Source organism: Rhizobium lentis, assembly GCF_017352135.1.
Classification (GTDB): Bacteria; Pseudomonadota; Alphaproteobacteria; order Rhizobiales; family Rhizobiaceae; genus Rhizobium; species Rhizobium lentis.
In genome coordinates, this window is the sequence record NZ_CP071454.1 from 3,463,191 (window position 1) to 3,483,804 (window position 20,614).

The following is a 20,614-nucleotide window of genomic DNA, read 5'->3' on the forward strand; positions in this document are numbered from 1 at the left end:
TTATTCGAGAACCTGGATCACGCGATGCGTCTTCGGCTCGACGATCACGCGCCGCTCGTTGATGACGGTGTAGCCATAGCCGTCGACATTGGGAACGGTATGGACTTCAACGGTGTCCGGCAGCGTTGCGCCTACCGTGATCTCGCCGTCATAGACGACGGATGGCGTGTTTTGCTCCATTACATAGGTGCGCACCTCGCCAGGCAGGACAACGGAGCCGGTTGGTGCGGGGTCGGTGACGATGACGGTACTCTGTGCGAAGGCGGCCGAGCAGATGGTCAGCATGGCGGCTGTCGCCAGCATGATCTTACGCATGGGATGTTCTCCTTTTTGAACTCTGCACATCAAGGCAACGCCAGCCATACGGCATAGTTCCGCCACCGCCTTGCCGCCGTCGCAGGGGCCGGGGACGCCGATTGTTTGTTGCTAAACTAGTTTGTGCACCATACGGTTGAGCTGTTCGAATCACGTTCAGCGCGAGTCGTCCGGTGGCATCAGGGTCGGGTTCTTTACTCTTCGTTAACCATGTCGGCGACTTATGTCAGGTGGACGGCCGGACGGTCGTTGATTCGAAGGTCCGTCGCGTTTTGGTCTGCGAACGGATATCGGGAAAGACGATTGCGGCGGCTCGAGACATGCGCTTGCGGAAGACGATATCGCTGGTGGCCGTGGCGGGCGTGGTAGCCGGTTGCACTTCGACAGGCGGTGTGAACCAGGCTTCCGGACCGGAGACGGTGGCCCCTGAAAAGGCGCTGGTCCTGCCGCCGCCGGGCGGCCCGTCGATCGTCAGCGTCGTCGAGCGCAAGCGCGGCAATGGCGTTGAACAGACGATCTCGCTGTTCACCTCATCTTCCGTGCCCGGACAGAATTTTCTGAAAGCCCAGTTCTTCGGCGCTTCCGGGTCCAATCCGGGGATGGGCAACGCCAACTTCAGCATGATCAGCGAGAGCGGTATTGCCCGCGAGGTGGCCCGTTCGGCCCCTGGTGTGCCGATGGCGACATCGGCGACTTTCCTGCAGAACGCCTACGGCCCTTTCGGCTATGCTTCCGGCCGCAGCCGCGCCGGCGATGTCTGCATCTATGCCTGGCAACAGATCCGCTCGAGCGCGGCCGCCAATACCCAGGCACGCAATTTCGGCATGATCCAGCTGCGCCTGCGCCTGTGTGACGCCCGCGCAAGCGAGCGCCAGCTGCTCGGCATCGTCTACGGCTATACCATCACCGGCACCTTCGACGGCCCGACCTGGAATCCGTACGGTAAGCCGCCGCCTGCCGACGCGGCGATCGGTCGTACCGGCGAACCGATCTATCCCGATGCGGGCGGATATCGCGCCATCCCGATGCCGATCGGTTACGAGCCGGCGCCTGCCGCAGTCCGTCTGCCACCGGCCGCTCCGGTTCGCAGCACCCCGAGCCGGGAGCCGGCGCAGGGCGCCGCACCGTTGCCCGCGCCCATCGGTCCGCGTGTGCCGCTGCCGAGCGAGCCGCCGCAAACGGGTGCAGCGCCGGGCGCGGCCGCCGCGCCGCTGGAACAATCGGCAAGGGCGATCGGCGTCACCGTGCCCTCACCGGACTGCATTGGCGACGCGGCTATGACGGCCGTCTGCCGGAGATAGAGCGTGATGCCGAAAGGTGGGAGCGGTTTTCGGACGACATCATGCCCTAACGCGTTAATTTAGAACAGGATTCAGATTTCAGGTCGACCTGCCCAAAATCATCCTGTTCCAGTGAGCGTGCCGGGTCACCGGACAGTGCCCGGCGGAGCAATTTCGAAGGAATGTCGATGCGCAAAGCTCGCAGTGTCTTCATATGGGCCGTGGTTTCGCTCTGCATGATCGTGCTGATCACCCTGCCGGTTAATCTGCAGACGCAGCTCATCACCAGCGTCACGGTCGTCACGGTGATGGCGCTGATCAAGATTCTGAAGGGCGAGGGGACATGGCGTCTGGTAGCGCTTGCCTTCGGCACGTCGATCGTGCTGCGCTATGTCTATTGGCGCACCACCAACACGCTGCCGCCGCTGAATCAGCCTGAGAATTTCATTCCCGGCCTGCTGCTCTATCTTGCCGAAATGTATAGCGTCGCAATGCTGGGGCTCAGCCTTTTCATCGTCGCCACGCCGCTGCCGTCGCGCCCATCGCGTGCCGCCAATCCCGGCCGTTTGCCGCATGTCGACGTCTTCGTACCCTCCTACAACGAGGATGCCGGCCTTCTTGGAAACACGCTTGCTGCCGCCAAGGCCATGGACTATCCGGCCGACAAGCTGCATGTCTGGTTGCTCGACGATGGCGGCACCCTGCAGAAGCGCAATTCCGGCAAGTTGCTCGAGGCGCAGGCGGCGGCGGCCCGCCATGTCGAGCTGAAACAGCTCTGCCACGACCTTGACGTCACCTACCTCACGCGCGACCGCAACGAGCATGCCAAGGCGGGCAATCTCAACAATGGCATGAAACATTCGACCGGCGAACTCATCGCCGTCTTCGACGCCGACCATGCACCGGCGCGCGACTTCCTGCTCGAGACCGTCGGCTACTTCGAGGATGATCCGAAACTCTTTCTCGTCCAGACCCCGCACTTCTTCATCAATCCCGATCCGCTCGAGCGCAACCTGCGCACCTTCGACAAGATGCCGAGCGAAAACGAGATGTTCTACGGCATCATCCAGCGCGGCCTCGACAAATGGAACGCCGCCTTCTTCTGCGGTTCGGCCGCAGTCTTAAGCCGCAAGGCGCTCGAATCCCAGAACGGCTTTTCCGGCATCAGCATTACCGAAGATTGCGAAACGGCGCTGGCGCTCCATGGCAGCGGCTGGAACAGCATCTATGTCGACAAGCCGCTGATCGCCGGGCTGCAGCCGGCCACCTTCGCAAGCTTCATCGGCCAGCGCAGCCGCTGGGCGCAGGGCATGATGCAGATCCTGCGCTTCCGTTTCCCGCTTCTGAAGCGCGGCCTGTCGATCCCGCAGCGTTTCTGTTACATGTCGTCCACGCTTTTCTGGCTCTTTCCGTTCCCGCGCACGATCTTTCTGTTTGCGCCGCTCTTCTATCTGTTCTTCGATCTGGAAATCTTCACCGCCTCCGGCGGCGAGTTCCTTGCCTATACACTCGCCTATATGCTCGTGAATCTGATGATGCAGAACTACCTCTACGGGTCGTTCCGCTGGCCCTGGATTTCCGAGCTCTACGAATATGTCCAGACGGTGCATCTGCTGCCGGCTGTCGTCTCCGTCATGCTCAATCCGAGGAAGCCGACCTTCAAGGTCACCGCCAAGGATGAGTCGATTGCCGTCAGCCGTCTGTCGGAGATCAGCCGTCCGTTCTTCGTCATCTTCGCGGTGCAGATCATTGCGCTCGTCATCACCTTCTACAGGATTTATGCCGAACCCTATAAGGCCGACGTCACGCTCGTCGTCGGCGGATGGAATGTCATCAACCTGATCATGGCCGGCTGCGCGCTTGGCGTCGTGTCGGAACGCGGCGAGCGCGCCTTGTCCCGCCGCGTCCGCGTCAACCGGCGCTGCGAATTCTTTGCCAACGGAAAGTGGTACGCCGCCTCGATCGAGGATGTCTCCGTCCACGGTGCAAGGCTGCATATCTTCAACAAGCATCTCGATGAGCTGATGGTCGGCACACCAGGTGAGATCCGCTTCCGACCCTATAGCGGTGCGGAGCTGGAAACCCTGCCGCTCATCGTTCGCAACATCGAGCCTTCGGGCGATATCAGCAATGTCGGCTGCCAATATGTGCCGAAAAGCGCGCTCGACCATCGGCTCATCGCCGATCTCATGTTTGCCAATTCCGACCAGTGGACCGAGTTCCAGGCCGCGCGCCGCCGCAATCCCGGCCTGATCCGCGGCACCGTCTGGTTCCTCGGCATGTCGCTCTATCAGACGAGCCGCGGTCTCGTTTATTTCTTCCGCAGCATGCGGCCGGAGCGGGAGGCGCAGCAGCAGGCGGCAAAGGTCAATGCCGGATGAGAACGATCGCCGCCGCCTCGCTTCTCCTGCTCAACGCCTCCGCCTTCGCTCAGGCGCAGACGGCACCCTTCGACATGTCCGGCGAACGGCCGCCCGGCGTGTCGGTCACGCCGAGATTGACACAGCCCGCTCCGCCCCCTGCCGTGACACCTCCGGCGCCGGTCAAGCCCGCAGCGGCTCCTCCGCCAATCGTCGTCCAGCCGCAGCCGGCGCTCCAGCCTGCCGCAGCGGCAAATCGCGCTGCGCCGTTGTCTTTTGGCGATATCCGCCGCTATGTCGTGCCCTTTTCGAAATTTGGCCTAGCCGGCGAATACGACCGCCGTTCGTGGTCCGTGTATCTGACGCCGGAACAGGCGGCGGCCAAGGCTAGCTTCACCTTTGCCTACCAGAATGCCATCGTCGTCGCGCCCGAGGCCTCTGCGCTGACCGTGTATCTCAACAACCGCCCGATTGGCCAGCAGCGCGTCGGCTCGCCGGACGGCTCGTCGGCCGTCACTTTCGAGGTTCCGCCCGGTCTGCTGCAGCCGGGCGCGAACCTCGTCACCTTTGAAGCCGACCAGCGTCACCGCACCGATTGCAGCATCCAGTCCACCTACGAACTGTGGTCGAACATCGATCCGGCCGGAACCTATCTGAGTTTTGCCGGCAGTGAGGCTGCACAGCTGTCGAGCGCCGACGCCGTTCGCGCCGTCGGCGTCGACGGCGCCGGCAAGACGCAGTTCGACATCCTCGTCCCGGCGCTGGAGCAGCCGGGAATGACAAAGCCGCTGCTGCGGCTTGCGCAGGGTCTCTCGGTGCTGAGCAGCATGCCGAACCAGATTTTTGCCTTCAGCACCAATTCTCTCCCGGCTGCCGGGCCCGGCAGGCTCGGCGTTCTCGTCGGCACCGCGGCGGAACTGCGGCCGCTCTTCCCCGGCCTGCCGGCCGGCGCCGAAAGTGCAGCGCTTGCCGCTTTCGTCACCGATCCGCGCAGCGGCTCGCCGGTGCTTCTGATCAGCGGCCCCTCCTGGCAGGCGGTCTCCTCGGCGATCGATACCATCGTCTCGCCGACCGACAGGTCCGTGGACGTCCGCCGCGACGCGCTGGCCACCGAGCGCTGGAGCGCTCCGAATGCGCCGCTGATCTTTTCCGATACCAGCATCGCCCTGTCGCAACTCGGCGTGAAGACCACGGAATTTTCGGGGCGGCGGTTCCGCACGAGCTTCAATATCGCCGTGCCGGCCGATTTCTATGCCAATGCCTATGGCGAGGCGAAGGTGCTGCTCGACGCCGCTTATACCGAAAATGTGCTTCCCGGCAGCCAAATCGATATTTACGTCAACGACAACATCGCCTCCACCGTGCCGCTCACCTCGACCACCGGCGGCATTCTCCGTCATCTGCCGATCCGCGTGACGATGCGCCATTTCAAACCCGGTCTGAATACGGTTTCGATCGAGACGACCCTGATGACGAAGGACGACGCCGCTTGCGCCCCTGGTGCTACCGCCGGTGCCAATCCCCGTTTTGCCTTGTTCGATACCTCCGAAGTGCACATTCCGGATTTTGCCCGCGTCGGGCAGCGTCCGAACCTGGCGGCAATGGCCGGCACCGCCTATCCCTACAGCAGGGCAACGGAACCGACGCCGCTCTTCATCGACCGAGTCGATGCCGATACGCTTTCGGCCGCCGCCACGCTGCTCGGCCAGACGGCGGTCATGGCCGGCCATCCGATCGATGTCGAAACCGTCGCTTCGCCCAACACGATCGGAGATCGGGATGCCATCTTCATCGGCTCGATCTCGCAGATGCCGGCAACGGTGCTGACGCAGGCCAATATCTCCGCCGCCAGCCAAGCCTCATGGCGTCCCGTGACCGACACGCAGCCGGGTGTCGTCGATACCGGCACGGCTTTCGAAGAGTGGAACTCCAAAGTCAGCGGCGGCATCTTGCGCAGCCGCATCATCGCCTTTCGCGAATGGCTGGGGCGCAGTTTCGATATCTCGCGCAGTTCGCTGCAGTTCATCCCCGGCGCCGAGGAGGTCTTTACACCGTCGAACGTCGACACGCTCATGATCGCCCAGGGTGCCAGTCCCTTGGGAGGGGGATCCTGGACCGTGGTGGCTGCGCCCTCGGCGAAGGACCTGCGCGAAGGGCTCGAAGTGCTGACCGGCCAGCTGAACTGGCCGCAGATATCAGGCCACATCACCACCTATTCGAGCAAGACGGGCAAGATCGATACGGTGCCCGTCACCCGTTTCGATTTCGTCCCGTCCACGCCATGGTCGATCGGCAACTACCGTCTGATCGCCGCAAACTGGCTGTCGACGAATATTCTCTCCTATGCCTCGCTGCTCGTCGTCTTCCTGCTGCTGATCGGGGTCGCCACGTCGAAGATGCTCAAAACGCTGGGTCGTTCGGGATGAGGCGGTGGCGTTCGCTCCTCATTGCCGCAGCCGTTGCGCTCGCCCCCGCGAGCCCGCCTGCACTGGCGCAGCAGGCGATGATCAATGCCGGGGCGTGGTCGGCTTATAAGGCGAAATTTCTCGATCCGAGCGGCCGCATCGTCGACAACGGCAACGGCAACATAAGCCACAGCGAAGGGCAGGGCTATGGCATGCTGCTTGCCTATCTCTCGGCAAGCCCTGCCGATTTCGAACAGATCTGGTATTTCACCCGCACCGAACTGCTGCTGCGCGACGATGGCCTGGCCGTTTGGAAATGGGATCCGAACGTCAAGCCGCACGTCACCGACACCAACAATGCCTCCGATGGCGACATCCTGATCGCCTATGCTCTGGCGCTCGCCGGAACGGCGTGGAAGCGCGAGGATTATATCCTGGCCGCCTCGCGCATGGCGCAGGCGCTGCTTGCCGAAACCTTGGTGCGCTCGGGCGGACGAACGCTCCTGTTGCCGGGGAGTGAAGGTTTTGCTGCCGCCGACCGCGAAGACGGTCCTGTCGTCAATCCGTCATATTGGATCTATGAGGCGATCCCGGTCATGGCGGCACTCGCTCCGTCGGATGCCTGGGAGAAGCTGTCGCAAGACGGCGTGGCCTTGCTGAAGACGATGCAGTTCGGCCCGCGCAAGCTGCCCGCCGAATGGGTGAGCCTCAAGGGCCAGCCGCAGCCAGCCGAGGGTTTCGACGCCGAATTTGCCTACAACGCCATCCGCATTCCACTCTACCTCGTCCGCGGCGGCATTGAGGACAAGGCATTGCTGACCGGGTTGAAACAAGGAATGTCGATGGACGGCGTTCCCGCCACCATCGACCTCACCACCGGTCGGCCGAAGACCGTGCTGCGAGACCCCGGTTATCGAATTGTTAACGATGTTGTGGCCTGTGTTGTTGACGGCACCAAGCTGCCGGTCTCGGCCCTGCAATTTGCGCCCACACTCTATTATCCGTCCACGCTTCAGCTACTCGGGCTGGCTTACATCGGGGAGAAGCATCCGGAGTGTCTGTGAAGTCTTCTCTCGTGGCGATTTCAGCGGCAGTCGTGGTGGCGAGCCTGGTCACCGGGCTGAAGGATCGTGCCGCTTTGCAGGAACGGTTCGGGCTTGCGTCGGCCGGCAAACCAGCGCCGGAGCTGATGATGATGGGCCGGGTCAGGCCGTCCGATACGCCTGCCGGCAATCCGGAATTCGATGCGCAGCGTGTCGCCGACAAGATCGAGGCGATCACTTCGTCGCCGCCATCGGGAGCGGCAACGCCGGAGGCTGATGCTGCGGCACCCGAACCGCCGGCACTTCAACCGACTTCGCCGCAACCTGCTCCGGCTCAGACGGTCGCCCCGCCGGCACCGGTCCCGCCTCCGATCGTTTCCGAGGGGGCGGCACCGCAGGAGGCCGCCGCGCCACCGCCACCTGCCGTCGATGAAAGTGCACTTCGCTATTTCGCCAGCCGCGGCGATCAGGTGCGCCTGCAGGCCGAGATCTCCCGCCTGCAGGCGCTTTACCCGAACTGGGTTCCGCCTGCCGATCCGCTTGCCGTGCCGCAGAACGGCGATAAGCAGCTCGAGGCCATGTGGAAGCTCTATTCCGATGGGCGCTATGCGGAGTTGCGCAAGACGATCGCCGACCGTCAGGCAACGGAGGCCGGATGGCATCCGCCGCCCGACCTGCTCGATCGGCTCGACGTCGCCGAGGCCCGCTCCCGCCTCGTCAACGCTTCCGATCTCAAACAATATGCGACGGTGGTCGATATCGCAGCCGCGACGCCGAGCCTGCTCACCTGCAGCGAGGTGGATATGCTCTGGCGCGTTGCCGAGGCCTTCATCCACACGCAGAGGGCGCAACGCGGTCAGGATGCCTACGCCTATATCTTGAAGAACTGCACCAATCCCGCCGAACGCCAGGCGACGGTCGAAAAAGCCTCTGCGCTGCTTTCCTACCAGCCGATGCAGCAACTGCTCGCGCTGGAAAGGCCCGCGGCAAACGGCAGCAGGGAATTCGATGCGATCCGCGACAATCTTGCCCGTCGCTTCGTGGCCGAAGGCAATACCGATCCAAAGCTTGCCATCGCGCCGGGCTATATCCTTCGCCTAGAAAAGATCGCCGAGAGCCAAGGGCTCGCCTCCGATGCACTGCTGCTCGGCTGGCACCAGCTTCGCCGCAACAATCCTGCCGATGCCGAAAAGTGGTTTCGCGCCGCCCGGGCCAAAGAAGATACGGCGGCCGCTTCACAGGGGCTCGCACTGGCGCTGATTGCCCGCAAGGCGCCAGAGGAAGCCGAAGACGTCATGTTCCGCTGGCGCGCCGATTCCGATGATGCGACCGCGACCTATCTTGCCGCCACCGCCAATCTGATGGCGCTGCAGCCGCCGGCCGATCTCGGCGAAGACGTGCTGCACCGCGTCGCCGCCGAGGTCATCGCCCGGAAATATGTGCCAACGGCGCAGCAGTTCGGTTGGTATGCCCGCTCCCTCAACCAGTTCCAGACCGCTGCGCGCTGGTTCGAAACCGCGCTTGCCTGGAAACCGGACGACGAACCGTCCGCTTATGGTCTTGCCGTCACCCGCGAGCAGCTGAACGACCGCAAGGGCGTGCTCGACATCCAGCGCGCCTGGGCCGGCCGGTCGGCGCGCATCGCCAATCTCGAAGACATCTCTTCGATGGTGTCAATCGCCGGCACGCAACCGGCAAAGGCGCCGCTTGCGCCGCAGCAGCCGGTTCAGCCGGCAGAGGCGCTTCCGCTGGAGCCGCGAGCTGCGCGGCAGCAGGAACCGGATGTCGCCGTTCGCGCGGCAAGACCGGCAATGCAGACGGTCACCGTCGGGCGCGGTCAGCGCCAGGCACGGGGCTGCTCCACAACCATCGACGCCGGGCAGCTCGGGCCGGGTGAGGCGCTGTCGCGCGGCTGGTGCCTGATGGATATCAACCGGCCGATGGAGGCGATTTCGGCCTTCGAGGCGGCACTGCAGAGCCCGGTGCGCAAGATTCGCGAAGACGCAGCATACGGTCAAAGCCTCGCCTATCTGCGCGCCGGTCTTTCCAGTAATGCCGCCGTCGCGGCAACGAAGGCGCCGCAAAGCCAGCGGCGCGCCGCCGAACTGCAGGTGGCGATCCTCGCCGATCGCGCCCTGTCGGCCTTCGATGCGGGGCGTTATCGCGAAACCCTCATCTATCTCGATCAGCGCGCCCAGCTGCAGCAAGAGCGCATCGATCTGATGGTTCTGCGCGGCTACTGCTACCTCAATATGAAAATGTACGATGACGCGATGCGCATTTTTCAAGCCGCCGCCGCGACCGGCAACCGCGACGCCACACGCGGTCTGGCCGATGTTCGCAAGGTGACGCATCCGGACGTCAACGACTGACGTTGACGCCGTCGCCGCTCTCGGTTACTCGCCTGGCGGAGAGGCTGCCGACGGCCTCGTGCTCGCAAGGAAACACCCGTGCCCGCTCACCATGACATCCTCGACAGGTCTTATGACGCCTTCCTCTTCGATATGGATGGAACGTTGCTGAATTCCATTGCCGTCGTCGAACGCGTCTGGAGTGAATGGGCAAGACGCCATGGTTTTGAGCCAGAGGTTTTTCTGAAGACGATTCACGGCATCCGTGCCTCAGACGTGATCCGCGGCCTCGGCTTGCCGGGCGTCGACCCGGCCCACGAGGCGGATCTGCTGCTGGCCGAGGAGATGGAGGATGTCTCCGGCATCATCGAGATTCCCGATGCCGTCCGCTTCCTGAACGCCATTCCCGGCGGCAGATGGGCGATCGTCACCTCGGCGCCGATCGAACTCGCCAGGCGCCGCATGGCTGCAGCCGGCATTCCGATGCCAAAGGTGATCGTCAGCGGCGAAACGGTCAAATCAGGCAAGCCAAGCCCTGAAGGTTATCTGCTCGGCGCAAGCCGCCTCGGGGTCGATCCCGCGAGATGCCTGGTCTTCGAAGACGCCGTCGCCGGCATTCTTGCCGGCGAGGCCGCCGGCGCCGACGTCACCGTCATCACCGAAACTCACGCCACGCCTTTCGAAACCCCGCATTTCTCGATCCCCAACTATCGAACCTGGCAGCCACGCCAGACCGCCGAAGGCCGGCTGAGGGTCGCCGCGATCTGACCGTTGCGCGACGAACTGCTTCCTTTTTCTCGGAGAGAGGTTTTTTCCGCTTGCATTGCACGCGCTGAAAAACTAAACGAAGCAAGCCGTTTCGGCAGGTCGGGGCGTAGCGCAGCCCGGTAGCGCACTTGACTGGGGGTCAAGGGGTCGCTGGTTCGAGTCCAGTCGCCCCGACCATTTATCCCCTTGAAATCCCAGTCAGAAAGTCACTTAGACGGTGAGCGCCCCAGCGCGTGACCGCGGCAGAGAACGCGGGTTGTCAATGCGGTTTCTGTGCGATTGCAATCATCGACTTTGCCAGAAGCGGAATTCGTCCGACATATTCGAAGTCGACGTCTTCGAAGCCTGTGTCGAGCAGCAGCGTGCTGAGTGTCCCCGGGGACCAGAATTTGATATGGCCATGGTTCTTGAGCGGCATGAAATGGTCGTCCATTTTCCCGCTGACTGCCAAAGCCAGATTTTTCCAGTAACCGTGAAAGGGCGTCGATACGACCGCGATACCGCCCGGTTTCACCAGATCGTACATCGTCGCCGTGAAGGCCTTGGGGTCGTAAACATGCTCCACGACTTCCAGGCTGATGACCGCATCGAAGGTCCCGTAACGGCTGGAAAGGTCTTCGTACCCGGAACCGATTTCCAGCGGAAGATCGGGATGAACCGCTTTCGCCTTCGCGATGCCGTCCTCTGACGGATCGACACCGACGACATCGTAGCCTTTCTCGGCAAGCACGGAGGCAGCGCCGCCGGTGCCGCAACCGAGGTCGAAGACCGCCGTTTCGTTTGCCTCGTGGAAGGTGTTTCCAAGAACATCAACAACGGTTGGCAATATATAGGAATGAGCGGTCGCTGGCTTGGCATGAACATAGGTAGTAGCGTCCAGTTCGATAGTCATTCTGCCTCCTGAAAAAGTGAGCCTGCCGAGCCAACAATTGTACGGCGGACTTTGACGGCAGTGTGGTGCCGTTATGGTATTAAGGTGATCAACGCAGGAAGCATTGTCGGCGGCAATCGATCAGCCGGGCGCCGTCTTCCGATGCCGATCGGCCGGAATCGTTAAACTTCTCTTCATAACGATGCGATTGATGGTCATGCTCCGCGCCGGATTATCCCGAAGCTGATTGACAGGGTGCCGAGAAGATGCTGAAAACGGCCGAAATTTGGATCTGCGCAATGTGACGGAAAACGGCCGGCGTATCGGCCACGATTTGTCCAGCTGAAGTAAGCGATACGGTGAAATGCTCCCTTGATGGGAGCGATGAACAATAACACTTCGGTTCTTTTTGAGAATCCATCAAATGGACGGGCGAATATCTGTATATTTTGTTAAGGATATACAGAGTTTTACGCTGAGTGTCCTGATTTTCAATTGCAAGAACCATACACCGCTTCGCATTTTTCCGAATATGTGTAGATTACATTTTCCCTCTCACAGATAGCCTGGTGCGAGCGCATGGTGGAAATGAAGCAGAATCTGACTTGCAGACAGGCTCTCGCAGATGCTTTCCAGGCTCTGTCCGACGAGGCGGTCAAGGCCGGCTGGCCGGAGGGCGATGTTGCAATCGCGCTCGCCGAACTTGCCGAGGAGCGCGTGATCGAGGTGACCGCCAAGGTGATCGTGGAAGGTTTCGGCCATCCGCCGTTGATCGCCGCTGGCGGCGGTCGCAACAGCTGAATCATGTTGCGACAACGGCATCCGCGGATCAGGTTTAACCGCGGAGAGCCAATCCGAAAGCTTGCGACGCGCTTGAGCCGATCGCACGGCAGCAATCCTGCCGTCTTCGCCGCTGTCACGTAGGAGCCTGTGCGGCGCGCGGGCTACGCAGTGCGTCGAGCACACGAGGCGGTGCTGGAGCGCACGGAAAGCGCTATTCGCTCAAGGTTTGCACTCGCTGTTTCCTGCTCCAAAACGCGGCGATAACGCGCGGGAGAAAATATTGCTCCCCAAGAATTTGCGCAGTTGCTAAAGTTCGGACCCTCGCGCATAATGATTTTATTGCCGGTTGCGGAGGGCGGCCGGCGATGCAAGCGTGAAGGCGTTTGCCCTCGGAGGGAAGTGCGGCGTGATGTTACGGTCATCAATTCATCCGCATGATTTACCGCTCTTTTCGGAAGATCTCGATCTGCTTTCGCAAGTGCTGGAGAAGGTCTGCGAGGAGCGTGGCCTGGTCAGGACGACGCCGGAGGCCGAGAGGATCGGTGCGGTCATCATTCAGCTCTACAGGCAGGGCGTGAGAGACGGCGGCAAGCTCGCCGACCTTGCCAAGACCTATCTCTGATACGCGGTTTTCGCGATCAAAGGATGGGCCAGCAAACCTGAGAAACGACGGATCTATTCAATCAGTCGTCATTGGCGGCGTTAAGATTTTCCGGCCGGATGCCGTCATCGCTTGACGTGCGTGCCCGCAACCGAATGCCGGGGCCGCCTTCGTCCTGATTGCCGCTTGCGAGGAAAATGATGCCGTGCGCCTCAAGCGTGCTGCGCACGTCGAACAGCGCATGCGGCTCTCCCGCAAAATCGCCATTTTCCAGCGCCGTCACGGTCTCGACCGGCAGGCCGCTTGCGGCGGCGAGCTCATCGATGCTCATTCCGATCATGGCGCGCGCGCCGCGTATCTGCGTTGCTGTTATCATGACGGAAAATCTAGCGCATTTGCCGCGCTACTCAAGTGGCGCGTTGGTTGATTGCGAAATCGGCAGGCGGAAATGGGCTGCCTTGTGCGCGCCCGACGGACCGCGCTCCTTTCAAGAAGGATCGCGTTGATTTAACCGCGATGAAATTTTCAAGCTTCGCGCAATTTTACACCGAATAGATCGTCATGCATGCGCTCTACTGCGATCCCCATGCCTCCCATGAGGGCGGCGCGATTGCCAAAGCGACTGATCTCGATGCGCGGCGGGTAAGGTGTGCAACGCGGCAGGAAGCGCCTGATGGCGTCTACGAGTTCCGATCTTGCGCCGATGCTACCGCCTGTGATCACCAGTTCAGGGTCGAGCGTTGCTCCGATTGCAGCAATGGCCACGGCCACCAGCCGTGCCGTCTCTTCAATGGCGGCGACGGCGCTCGTTTCGCCTGCGTTGAACGCAGCGAAGAGATCGGCCACGGTCGATGCGTTGCGCCCGCCGAAACCGGTATAGCGGCGCAGCATCGCGACGCTGCCGACCGCGCTCTCAAAGGTTCCGAGCGTGAAGCCGCCGGGATCAAAAGCATCGCCGCCAAGCGGAAGATAAGCGATTTCGCCGGCCGCGCCACGTGCGCCACGCAACAGCGCGCCATTGGCGATGATGCCCATGCCGACGCCCGTCCCAAGCGCGACGAAGGCAAAATTGCCGATCTCTGCTCCATGTCCCCGCCATCTCTCCCCTTGCGCGGCGAGGTTGACATCATTTTCGACGATGACGGGTATGCCCATTCTGTCGCTGAAGACCTGCCGCAGATCCATTGCGTCAACGCCGGGAATGTTCGGCGCGACGTTGATATGGCCGGTGGCCGGATCAAGGACGCCGGGACTGCCGAGAACGACGAGACGCAGCTTGTCGGCGGTCGTCCCGGCCGCAAGCGCAAGCTGACTGATAAGGTCACTGAACTGATTGACCAGATGCATGCCACCGCGCGGGTCGGTCGGCACTTGGGTTTCGGCAACCACGTTTCCCAACAGATCGCAGATAGCCGCAGCGATCTTGGTACCCCCTAGATCGATGGAGACGCCCAGGCCCGCCCTTGCGTTGATTTCATAGATGATCGCATTCCGGCCGGGACGACCGTCGGTCTGCCCGACAGGTTTCAGCCACCCATCCTCCTCAAGATCGCGCACGACCTCGGAAATCGTCTGTTTCGACAAGCCGGTCAGCTTGGCAATATCGGCGCGAGAGATCTTCCCCTTGGCTAACACGGTCCGGATCACCGCGTTGGTCGAGATTTTTCGTGCGATGGGAGTCTGTGCGATAGACGACGTCATTGCCATCGGCTGCTCGTTCCAATTAGTTCGGCGCATATACCTATTGAAAGGTGGTCCCGGCTTTCAACCACCGCGAATGGTGAGCTGAGCTTTCAATCATCATTCCCCATAGCTGAATTCTGTATATCGAAGCCAGCAATTTGTCTACGTCCTTGACAAAAGGGGAGCCGGCTGTAGGCTGGGATCAACGTGCAATCAAATGCGCGATTGAAAGAGGGTCGAGGACAAGTATGCACCATACATATTGTCTGGGTCGCCGCGCACGCGCCAACATCGCCCAAGGAAGAATCGGCTCACGCTGGTTCAGCTGTTTTTCCGTTTCGCGTTCTGCTGGTTCCTCAACGCTGATGCCGGGGACTTGTCCATGATAAAGCCCTCGAAGGACGGACAGCTTTCGGCCGATGCAGGCGTCTTGCTGCCGATAATGGCGCCACGCCTTCAGGCGGATGTTCATCCCGACGGATATGCCGATGTTGCACTTTGGGGTGCCGGCAGCCTGGGACGAGTGCGGTTTTCGCCAATCGCCGGCCCCTATATCTACGCTCCGAACCGGCTCGTCTCGAAACAGGGCGGCGTTTATGTCGCCCAGTCGCGGCCGGTGATGCTGATCGGCGGAGTGAACCTGCAGGGCATCTATCCGGCACGCCGTTGCGCCTGGTGGCACGCGCCGGAGGGGAGGAGCGCCAGGGCGAAAGTGTCTCGGAGCGATCATCGGCGGATCTTCGAAATGGACTGGGGCGTCCTTATCGTGGAAGCTCTTGATTCCGGTCTGCGGATTGCCGGCGGCGCCTCACAAGACGAAGCCGAGAAAGCGCTCGATCTCACCAACGAAGCCATTATTGCCGAAGCCGCCGACTATGTGACCCGTTGCGACATGATGCCCGAGGCCGACTCGCTGATGCGCAGCATGGTCAGCCAGGGGATACATGCTGCCCTTTCCAGCATAAGGCGCGACGAAAATGGCGCCTTCGCCGGTCTTGCTGCCGGACAGGCCTATAGCGCTCCGGCGCGAACCTATTACCGCGATGGCTACTGGACGATGCAGCCGCTGTTGACGCTTGCGCCGGAGGCTGTGCGCGAGGAGATCCGCCTGCTCGCCAAAGGGGTACAGCCGGATGGAGAAGCCCCAAGCGGCGTGATTCTGACCGGCCCCGCTCAATCGGACGCTTGGCAACGCTTCGTCGCCGATTGCAAGGCCAATCCCAAGACCCACAAGAGGGCGGTTCCGGAATACCACAACCGTCCGCAGGACTGGTGGAGCGACCATTTCGACAGCCCGCTTTTTTTCATTCTTTTCCTGAGTGACTATGTCGACGCAACGGCAGACTCAGCGGAGGTGCAGTTGCACTGGCCGACCGTCAAAGGAATCACCGACCGCTACCTCCGTCTGGCCGGTCCCGACAGCGTTCTGCCGCTGAAACCGCGCAACGACCGGGACTGGGCGGACAACGTCTATCGCGAGGGTCTTGTCTCGTATGACCTCGGCCTTTTCGTCGGCGCCATGGATGCGGTGGCGAGGCTTGGCGAGAATCTCGATCCGGCACTTGCCCGACGCGCACGAGAGACCGCAGATCTCGCCCGTGCAGAAATCGAAGCCAAGCTCTTTGTGCCGGCAACCGGTGGGTATCTTGATTATGGGACGTCCGGCGCTTTTGTCGAAGATCATTTGGCCCTCGACAGCCTGACCTTGTCGCGGTTCCGCGCCATATCAGAGCAGAAGGCTGTCGGCCTGCTCAGAGCGTTTGAAACCAGGTTGGAAACCCGTCACAATCAAGAGCAGCCCTATGGCAGCTGGGGCGTGATGTGCGCCTACCCGCCGTTCAAGCGGCAAGGCGATCTACGATCCAAGACGGCCTTTCCCTACCGCTATCACAATTGTTCGGATTGGCCCTATTGGGATGGTGTCTATGCCGAGGAACGGCTGCGTCTTGGACTTGGAGGCGCGCGCTATGCGCTGATACGCTGGTGGGAAACCTGCCTCGACAATGGCTGGATCGGCGCTGTGGAATATTTCTCGCCGCCCTATGGACGCGGCTCCCTGCTTCAGGGCTGGAGCGCCATGCCGGCGGCGGTCGCTTTGAAGTATGGGTTTGACGCCGCCAATTCGGAGCCGATGTCATGAGCGACTTGGCGCCGTCGGATTTAACGGGATCCCTCGTCGATCCGCATTGCAAAGGCAACGGCGCCATCCCGTTCGAATTCGGAGAAGCCAAGGTGGCGGTAAAAGCCTTTGGCGCGTTCGTTGTTTGGATCGACCCCGAGATGCACGGCCGTGACCCCATGATCTCGAAGCGCCTGCAGCTCGGTGTTGATCATCCTTCGTCCCCAGCCGCTTGCCTGACGCCCGGGAAGGATGTTGATGTGAAGATGTGCCGGGTACTCGTCCTGAAGCCAGGTCGTGCCGCTGCGCGGATTCTGGATCCGCTCCAGGACGTCGGCGTCGCGCGGGCGGGTCGGTTCCAGTCCCGCGATCTCCCGGCGCACGGATGGCCACCAGTTTGCCGCCAGGTCCTGGTCGAACGCCCCGGTGTCGGGTACGCCTATGACATAGCCGACCGGGCGGTCGTCCTGGACGAGAACAAAGGCAAAGTCTTTGGCGCACTTGAGGTACGGTGCGGACCAGATGTAGCCGGGCAGGCGCGGGTCGCTATAGAGAGCACTGGCGTCGTGGCCGCCATTCGCGGTTTTCAGGCAGATTTCAAAGAAGGCTTCGATATCCGCTTCAATCGCGGGACGGATGAAGCAGCTGGTGTCCATCACTTTGCCACCTCCTGCGTGGCGCTTTGTCATCATAGGTCGCGAGAGGAGCTGATGCATTGACGATTACCTCAGATTCGCCAGCCAGGCAAAGCTCTGGGGGAAGAAAACGTTCGGCCGGTGCCTGGCACAAGGCCTGAACGGGGAGTGGAGAATAAACCAAGTGAGGTGGAGCAGATGAAAAGAAGCGTGAAATCGATCAGCATACTGCCGGCATACCGATTGAAAGCAGCTGTCGCGCTTGCCGGCGCGGCGCTTGTGAGTTTTGGCCTTTCCGCCGCCCGCGCCGACGAGCTGGCTGTGTGGGATGACCAGACCTTCGAAGGCCAGAGCGCGGTCATCGAGCAACTGAATAAGGAGTTCGAAGCCGCACATCCCGGTGTCACGATCAATCGCACCGCCCGCACTTTCGATGACATGAAACTGACGCTGAAGCTTGCGGTTTCGGCAGGCGATGGCCCTGTCGTCACCAAGGTCAACCAGGGCGCCGGCGACATGGGTGCGATGGTAAAGGAAGGGTTGCTCCTGCCGGTCGACGACTACATCAAGACCTATGGTTGGGATAAGCGGCAGTCGGATTCCGTTCTGGCGCGAGACCGCTGGGATGGGCCGAAATTCGGGGTCGGTAAGACCTACGGCATATCGGGCCTCGCCGAAATCGTCGGCCTCTACTATAACAAGAAGATCCTCGACGACGCCGGCGTGGCGCTGCCGCAGACCTTCGAGGAGCTTTTGGCCGCTCTCGACAAGCTGAAGGAAAAAGGCGTTGCGCCCTTCATGATGGGCTCGGCCAAGCAGCATCTGGCCTTGCACATGATCGGCGCCATCGATCAGGCACATATCGACGCGGCCAATCGCGCCGAGCTTGACGACCTGATCTACGGCAAGGGCGGCACCTGGAACACCAAGGGGAACATCGAATCGGCCAGACTCGTGCAGAAATGGGCGCAGGGCGGCTATTTCTACCCCGGCTTCGAAGGCATCTCGGGGGACGACGCCGTCCAGCTTTTCATATCAGGGCAGGGCGCCTTCCTGATCTCGGGGACTTGGTACTTCGGTGACATGCAAAATAATCCGGATATCGGCTTCATGGCCATTCCCGCTCCGAAGGGTATTTCCAAGCCCATGAGTGTCGGCGGTGTGGATCTTGCCTGGGCGATAACCAGCCTTGCCAAAGATAAGACCAAGCAGGACCTGGCCGGCCAGTACATCGACTATATGGTTTCGGAAAAGGCCGCTGAAAGCTGGGCCGCTGCCGGCTATCTTCCTGCAACATCGCTCCCGGCGGATGCAAAGCCCAAGCTCACGCCGCTCCTGACCTCCGGCATCGAGATGTGGAAGACACTCAACGCCAATGATGCGCTCGGGCATTACCCCGATTGGTCCAGCCCGACGATGCTGAAGACGATAGACGACAACACGCCGCTTCTCCTGTCAGGCAAGATCACGCCAGAAGCCTTTGTCGATGCCATGGACAAGGATTATCAGGCCTATCTGAAGGACAAGAAGTAACAGCACGGGCGCGGGCCACGGCCGTTCACCGGCGGCCCGTGGCCTGGGTCTCGTCGATCCTGAGTTGAAATGAGCGCGGGGGCTGCGGCTTGCCGCGTGATGAAGAGCTTTGGCTTCATGGAGTCCTGGATGAAACGCTCCGCACTTGATGGCTCGCAACATACCAATGTTATTTATTTGGTGCCTGGATTACTGCTCTACGCGGCTTTTGTCTTTGGACCGATCGTCGCGGCTTTGGGTCTGAGCCTGACCAGCTGGGACGGCTTGACCATGCCCAAATGGGTTGGCCTGGGCAATTACGCCGCTCTCTTTTCCGACAGTCGATTTTATATTGCCTTGCGTAACAATGCCGAGCTCATGATCTTTTATTGCGTCCTGCCGCTCGTGATCGGCATAACGCTTGCTGCCTGCGTCTGGAATTTGAAACAACGCGAACAACTCGCCCTTCGGACATTCCTGTTCCTGCCTTACATCATGCCGACTGCCGTGTTGGGCATCATCTGGGCATGGCTCTACAATCCAGCATTCGGCCCGTTCAACCAGTTTCTGAGAGCCGTGGGATTGGGCAGGTTCGCATTACCCTGGCTCGGAGATTTCAATTTCGTGCTTCCCGCAGTCGGGATCGTTGCCACATGGTATTTCTTCGGTTTTTGCATGGTTATATTCCTCACCGGAATTCAGCGCATCGACCCGTCTCTCTTCGACGCCGCCAAGGTCGACGGCGCGTCGGCGCGAAAGACCTTTTTCTGGATAACGCTGCCGCTTCTCATGCCTGAGATACGGGTGGTTTTGCTGTTGACGGTCATCGCGTCGATCAAAAGCTTCGACCTGATTTTTACAATGACCCGCGGCGGACCCGCCAATGCGACGCTGGTGCCGAATATCTACATGTATCAACTCGGCTTCGAGCTCAATCGGTTCGGCGCCGCGGCCGCCATCGCCATTGTCGGCGCGCTGCTGACATTCGTCATCAATTTTGCAATTCACCGGCTGCTGGGCTCAAAAAGCAAAGGATTGGCTTGATGAGGCGTTCGTCCAACATCCCCGCCGCCACGCTGTTCCTTCGCCTTATTCTCTGGCTTCTCGCTTTCGTAACGATCACGCCGTTCCTGCTTCTGCTGCTGACGTCAATCAAGAGCAAGGCTGACGTTCTCAGGGGCGCATTCGCTTTGCCGGCCTATCCGCATTTCGAAAACTACGTCGATGCTTGGAATGCCGGGCATTTCAACATCTACTTCTGGAACTCGATCACCGTTGTCATACCCGTCGTTGCAGCCAGCGTCTTTCTCGGCCTCCTCACCGGTTTTGCCTTCGCCTACCTTTCGTTTCCGCTCCGGCGCACTCTGTTTGCGATCCTGACGCTTGGTATGATGGTGCCGGCGGAGGCCTTCATCATCCCGCTTTATTATGAAATGCGATATCTCGGGCTGATCAATACCTATGCGGCCCTCATTGTGCCGCAGATCGCCATGTCGATCCCGTTCTCGACGATCTTCCTCGCCAGTGCGATGCAACAATTGCCGGAGGAAGTTCTCGAAGCAGCCGTTCTCGATGGCGCCGGACGCTTCTATATCCTGCGCAAGATCGTTGTCCCGCTCATGATACCGGCAATGTCGACACTGGCGCTGTTCCTGTTCATCTGGACCTGGAACGAGTTTCTCATTCCCTTCATTCTGGTCAATGACGATGCCTATCGGACGCTGCCCCTTGGCATGCTGTTTTTCCAGGGACGTTACACGGTCAACACGCCGGTTCTGACCGCCGGCGCGGTGATTGTCATTGCCCCGCTCATCCTGACCTATCTCATTTTCCAGCGTCGATTCATTGCCGGCCTTACGGCGGGAGCCACGAAATAGACAGGCACGCG

General features: G+C 61.0%; 17 protein-coding genes and 1 tRNA gene. 13 read left to right on the plus strand and 5 right to left on the minus strand.

The features are described from left to right. Window positions 1-315, minus strand: a complete 315-nt coding sequence (locus J0663_RS16625) for a DUF1236 domain-containing protein (RefSeq protein ID WP_183914942.1) — start codon at window positions 313-315, stop codon at window positions 1-3. Between the two features lie 320 nt (window positions 316-635). Between J0663_RS16625 and bcsN the strand changes: the two genes are divergently transcribed. The 7 genes from bcsN (at window position 636) to J0663_RS16660 (ending at window position 10,699) form a co-directional block, all read left to right on the plus strand. Continuing rightward, entirely contained in the window at window positions 636-1,616 is a 981-nt protein-coding gene (gene bcsN, locus J0663_RS16630; RefSeq protein WP_207241392.1) for a cellulose biosynthesis protein BcsN, read from the plus strand. Between the two features lie 167 nt (window positions 1,617-1,783). Further along, a complete protein-coding gene (gene bcsA, locus J0663_RS16635) occupies window positions 1,784-3,976 on the plus strand; it encodes a UDP-forming cellulose synthase catalytic subunit (RefSeq protein ID WP_207241393.1) in 2,193 nt (730 codons plus the stop codon). Next, window positions 3,973-6,381: a cellulose biosynthesis cyclic di-GMP-binding regulatory protein BcsB gene (locus J0663_RS16640; protein WP_207241394.1), complete on the plus strand. Its 2,409-nt coding sequence runs from the start codon at window positions 3,973-3,975 to the stop codon at window positions 6,379-6,381. Before bcsA ends, J0663_RS16640 begins: the two co-directional genes overlap by 4 nt. Further along, entirely contained in the window at window positions 6,378-7,424 is a 1,047-nt protein-coding gene (locus tag J0663_RS16645; RefSeq protein WP_207241395.1) for a family 8 glycosyl hydrolase, read from the plus strand. The genes J0663_RS16640 and J0663_RS16645 overlap by 4 nt, the downstream gene beginning before the upstream one ends. Further along, entirely contained in the window at window positions 7,421-9,775 is a 2,355-nt protein-coding gene (locus tag J0663_RS16650; protein WP_207241396.1) for a cellulose synthase, read from the plus strand. The genes J0663_RS16645 and J0663_RS16650 overlap by 4 nt, the downstream gene beginning before the upstream one ends. A 78-nt stretch (window positions 9,776-9,853) precedes the next feature. Further along, window positions 9,854-10,522 (plus strand): HAD family hydrolase, encoded by a 669-nt coding sequence (locus tag J0663_RS16655; RefSeq protein WP_207241397.1) that lies wholly within the window; start codon window positions 9,854-9,856, stop codon window positions 10,520-10,522. Between the two features lie 100 nt (window positions 10,523-10,622). Beyond that, window positions 10,623-10,699: transfer RNA gene (locus J0663_RS16660), tRNA-Pro, on the plus strand. 82 nt (window positions 10,700-10,781) lie between these two features. Here J0663_RS16660 and J0663_RS16665 read toward each other — a convergent pair. After that, window positions 10,782-11,414: a class I SAM-dependent methyltransferase gene (locus J0663_RS16665; RefSeq protein ID WP_207241398.1), complete on the minus strand. Its 633-nt coding sequence runs from the start codon at window positions 11,412-11,414 to the stop codon at window positions 10,782-10,784. Between the two features lie 558 nt (window positions 11,415-11,972). Here J0663_RS16665 and J0663_RS16670 point away from each other — a divergent pair. Further along, on the plus strand, window positions 11,973-12,194 hold the full coding sequence (locus J0663_RS16670) for a hypothetical protein (RefSeq protein WP_207241399.1): 222 nt from the start codon (window positions 11,973-11,975) through the stop codon (window positions 12,192-12,194). A gap of 391 nt (window positions 12,195-12,585) precedes the next feature. Continuing rightward, window positions 12,586-12,798, plus strand: a complete 213-nt coding sequence (locus J0663_RS16675; protein ID WP_207241400.1) for a hypothetical protein — start codon at window positions 12,586-12,588, stop codon at window positions 12,796-12,798. 61 nt (window positions 12,799-12,859) lie between these two features. Here the strand turns inward: J0663_RS16675 and J0663_RS16680 are convergent, their stop codons facing one another. Together J0663_RS16680 and J0663_RS16685 are read right to left on the minus strand one after the other, a co-directional pair. Then, window positions 12,860-13,153, minus strand: a complete 294-nt coding sequence (locus J0663_RS16680) for a helix-turn-helix domain-containing protein (protein ID WP_207241401.1) — start codon at window positions 13,151-13,153, stop codon at window positions 12,860-12,862. Window positions 13,154-13,302: 149 nt separating this feature from the next. After that, window positions 13,303-14,484, minus strand: coding sequence for an ROK family transcriptional regulator (locus J0663_RS16685; protein ID WP_207241402.1), 1,182 nt, complete (start codon window positions 14,482-14,484; stop codon window positions 13,303-13,305). Between the two features lie 358 nt (window positions 14,485-14,842). Between J0663_RS16685 and J0663_RS16690 the strand changes: the two genes are divergently transcribed. Next, window positions 14,843-16,600 (plus strand): glucosidase family protein, encoded by a 1,758-nt coding sequence (locus tag J0663_RS16690; RefSeq protein WP_207241403.1) that lies wholly within the window; start codon window positions 14,843-14,845, stop codon window positions 16,598-16,600. A gap of 20 nt (window positions 16,601-16,620) precedes the next feature. On the opposite strand, the gene J0663_RS16695 is transcribed toward J0663_RS16690, so the two are convergent. Beyond that, window positions 16,621-17,235, minus strand: coding sequence for a GNAT family N-acetyltransferase (locus J0663_RS16695; RefSeq protein ID WP_207244523.1), 615 nt, complete (start codon window positions 17,233-17,235; stop codon window positions 16,621-16,623). Window positions 17,236-17,412: 177 nt separating this feature from the next. On the opposite strand from J0663_RS16695, the gene J0663_RS16700 reads away from it, so the two are divergent. The 3 genes from J0663_RS16700 to J0663_RS16710 all read left to right on the plus strand — a co-directional run bounded on the left by J0663_RS16700 (window position 17,413) and on the right by J0663_RS16710 (window position 20,603). Beyond that, window positions 17,413-18,747, plus strand: coding sequence for an extracellular solute-binding protein (locus J0663_RS16700; RefSeq protein WP_207241404.1), 1,335 nt, complete (start codon window positions 17,413-17,415; stop codon window positions 18,745-18,747). A 129-nt stretch (window positions 18,748-18,876) separates the two neighbouring features. Next, window positions 18,877-19,770 (plus strand): carbohydrate ABC transporter permease, encoded by an 894-nt coding sequence (locus tag J0663_RS16705; protein WP_207244524.1) that lies wholly within the window; start codon window positions 18,877-18,879, stop codon window positions 19,768-19,770. After that, window positions 19,770-20,603, plus strand: coding sequence for a carbohydrate ABC transporter permease (locus J0663_RS16710; protein WP_207241405.1), 834 nt, complete (start codon window positions 19,770-19,772; stop codon window positions 20,601-20,603). The genes J0663_RS16705 and J0663_RS16710 overlap by 1 nt, the downstream gene beginning before the upstream one ends. Window positions 20,604-20,614: the final 11 nt, after the last annotated feature.

Bases quoted from the DNA above. Each gene is read 5' to 3' on its own strand.
- J0663_RS16625 (WP_183914942.1), bottom strand. From the start codon at position 315: ATGCGTAAGATCATGCTGGCGACAGCCGCCATGCTGACCATCTGCTCG.
- J0663_RS16670 (WP_207241399.1), top strand. From the start codon at position 11,973: ATGGTGGAAATGAAGCAGAATCTGACTTGCAGACAGGCTCTCGCAGAT.
- J0663_RS16675 (WP_207241400.1), top strand. From the start codon at position 12,586: ATGTTACGGTCATCAATTCATCCGCATGATTTACCGCTCTTTTCGGAA.
- J0663_RS16685 (WP_207241402.1), bottom strand. From the start codon at position 14,484: ATGGCAATGACGTCGTCTATCGCACAGACTCCCATCGCACGAAAAATC.
- J0663_RS16700 (WP_207241404.1), top strand. From the start codon at position 17,413: ATGAAAAGAAGCGTGAAATCGATCAGCATACTGCCGGCATACCGATTG.
- J0663_RS16665 (WP_207241398.1), bottom strand. From the start codon at position 11,414: ATGACTATCGAACTGGACGCTACTACCTATGTTCATGCCAAGCCAGCG.
- J0663_RS16645 (WP_207241395.1), top strand. From the start codon at position 6,378: ATGAGGCGGTGGCGTTCGCTCCTCATTGCCGCAGCCGTTGCGCTCGCC.
- J0663_RS16705 (WP_207244524.1), top strand. From the start codon at position 18,877: ATGAAACGCTCCGCACTTGATGGCTCGCAACATACCAATGTTATTTAT.
- J0663_RS16695 (WP_207244523.1), bottom strand. From the start codon at position 17,235: ATGGACACCAGCTGCTTCATCCGTCCCGCGATTGAAGCGGATATCGAA.
- bcsA (WP_207241393.1), top strand. From the start codon at position 1,784: ATGCGCAAAGCTCGCAGTGTCTTCATATGGGCCGTGGTTTCGCTCTGC.
- J0663_RS16680 (WP_207241401.1), bottom strand. From the start codon at position 13,153: ATGATAACAGCAACGCAGATACGCGGCGCGCGCGCCATGATCGGAATG.
- J0663_RS16640 (WP_207241394.1), top strand. From the start codon at position 3,973: ATGAGAACGATCGCCGCCGCCTCGCTTCTCCTGCTCAACGCCTCCGCC.
- J0663_RS16690 (WP_207241403.1), top strand. From the start codon at position 14,843: ATGATAAAGCCCTCGAAGGACGGACAGCTTTCGGCCGATGCAGGCGTC.
- bcsN (WP_207241392.1), top strand. From the start codon at position 636: ATGCGCTTGCGGAAGACGATATCGCTGGTGGCCGTGGCGGGCGTGGTA.
- J0663_RS16710 (WP_207241405.1), top strand. From the start codon at position 19,770: ATGAGGCGTTCGTCCAACATCCCCGCCGCCACGCTGTTCCTTCGCCTT.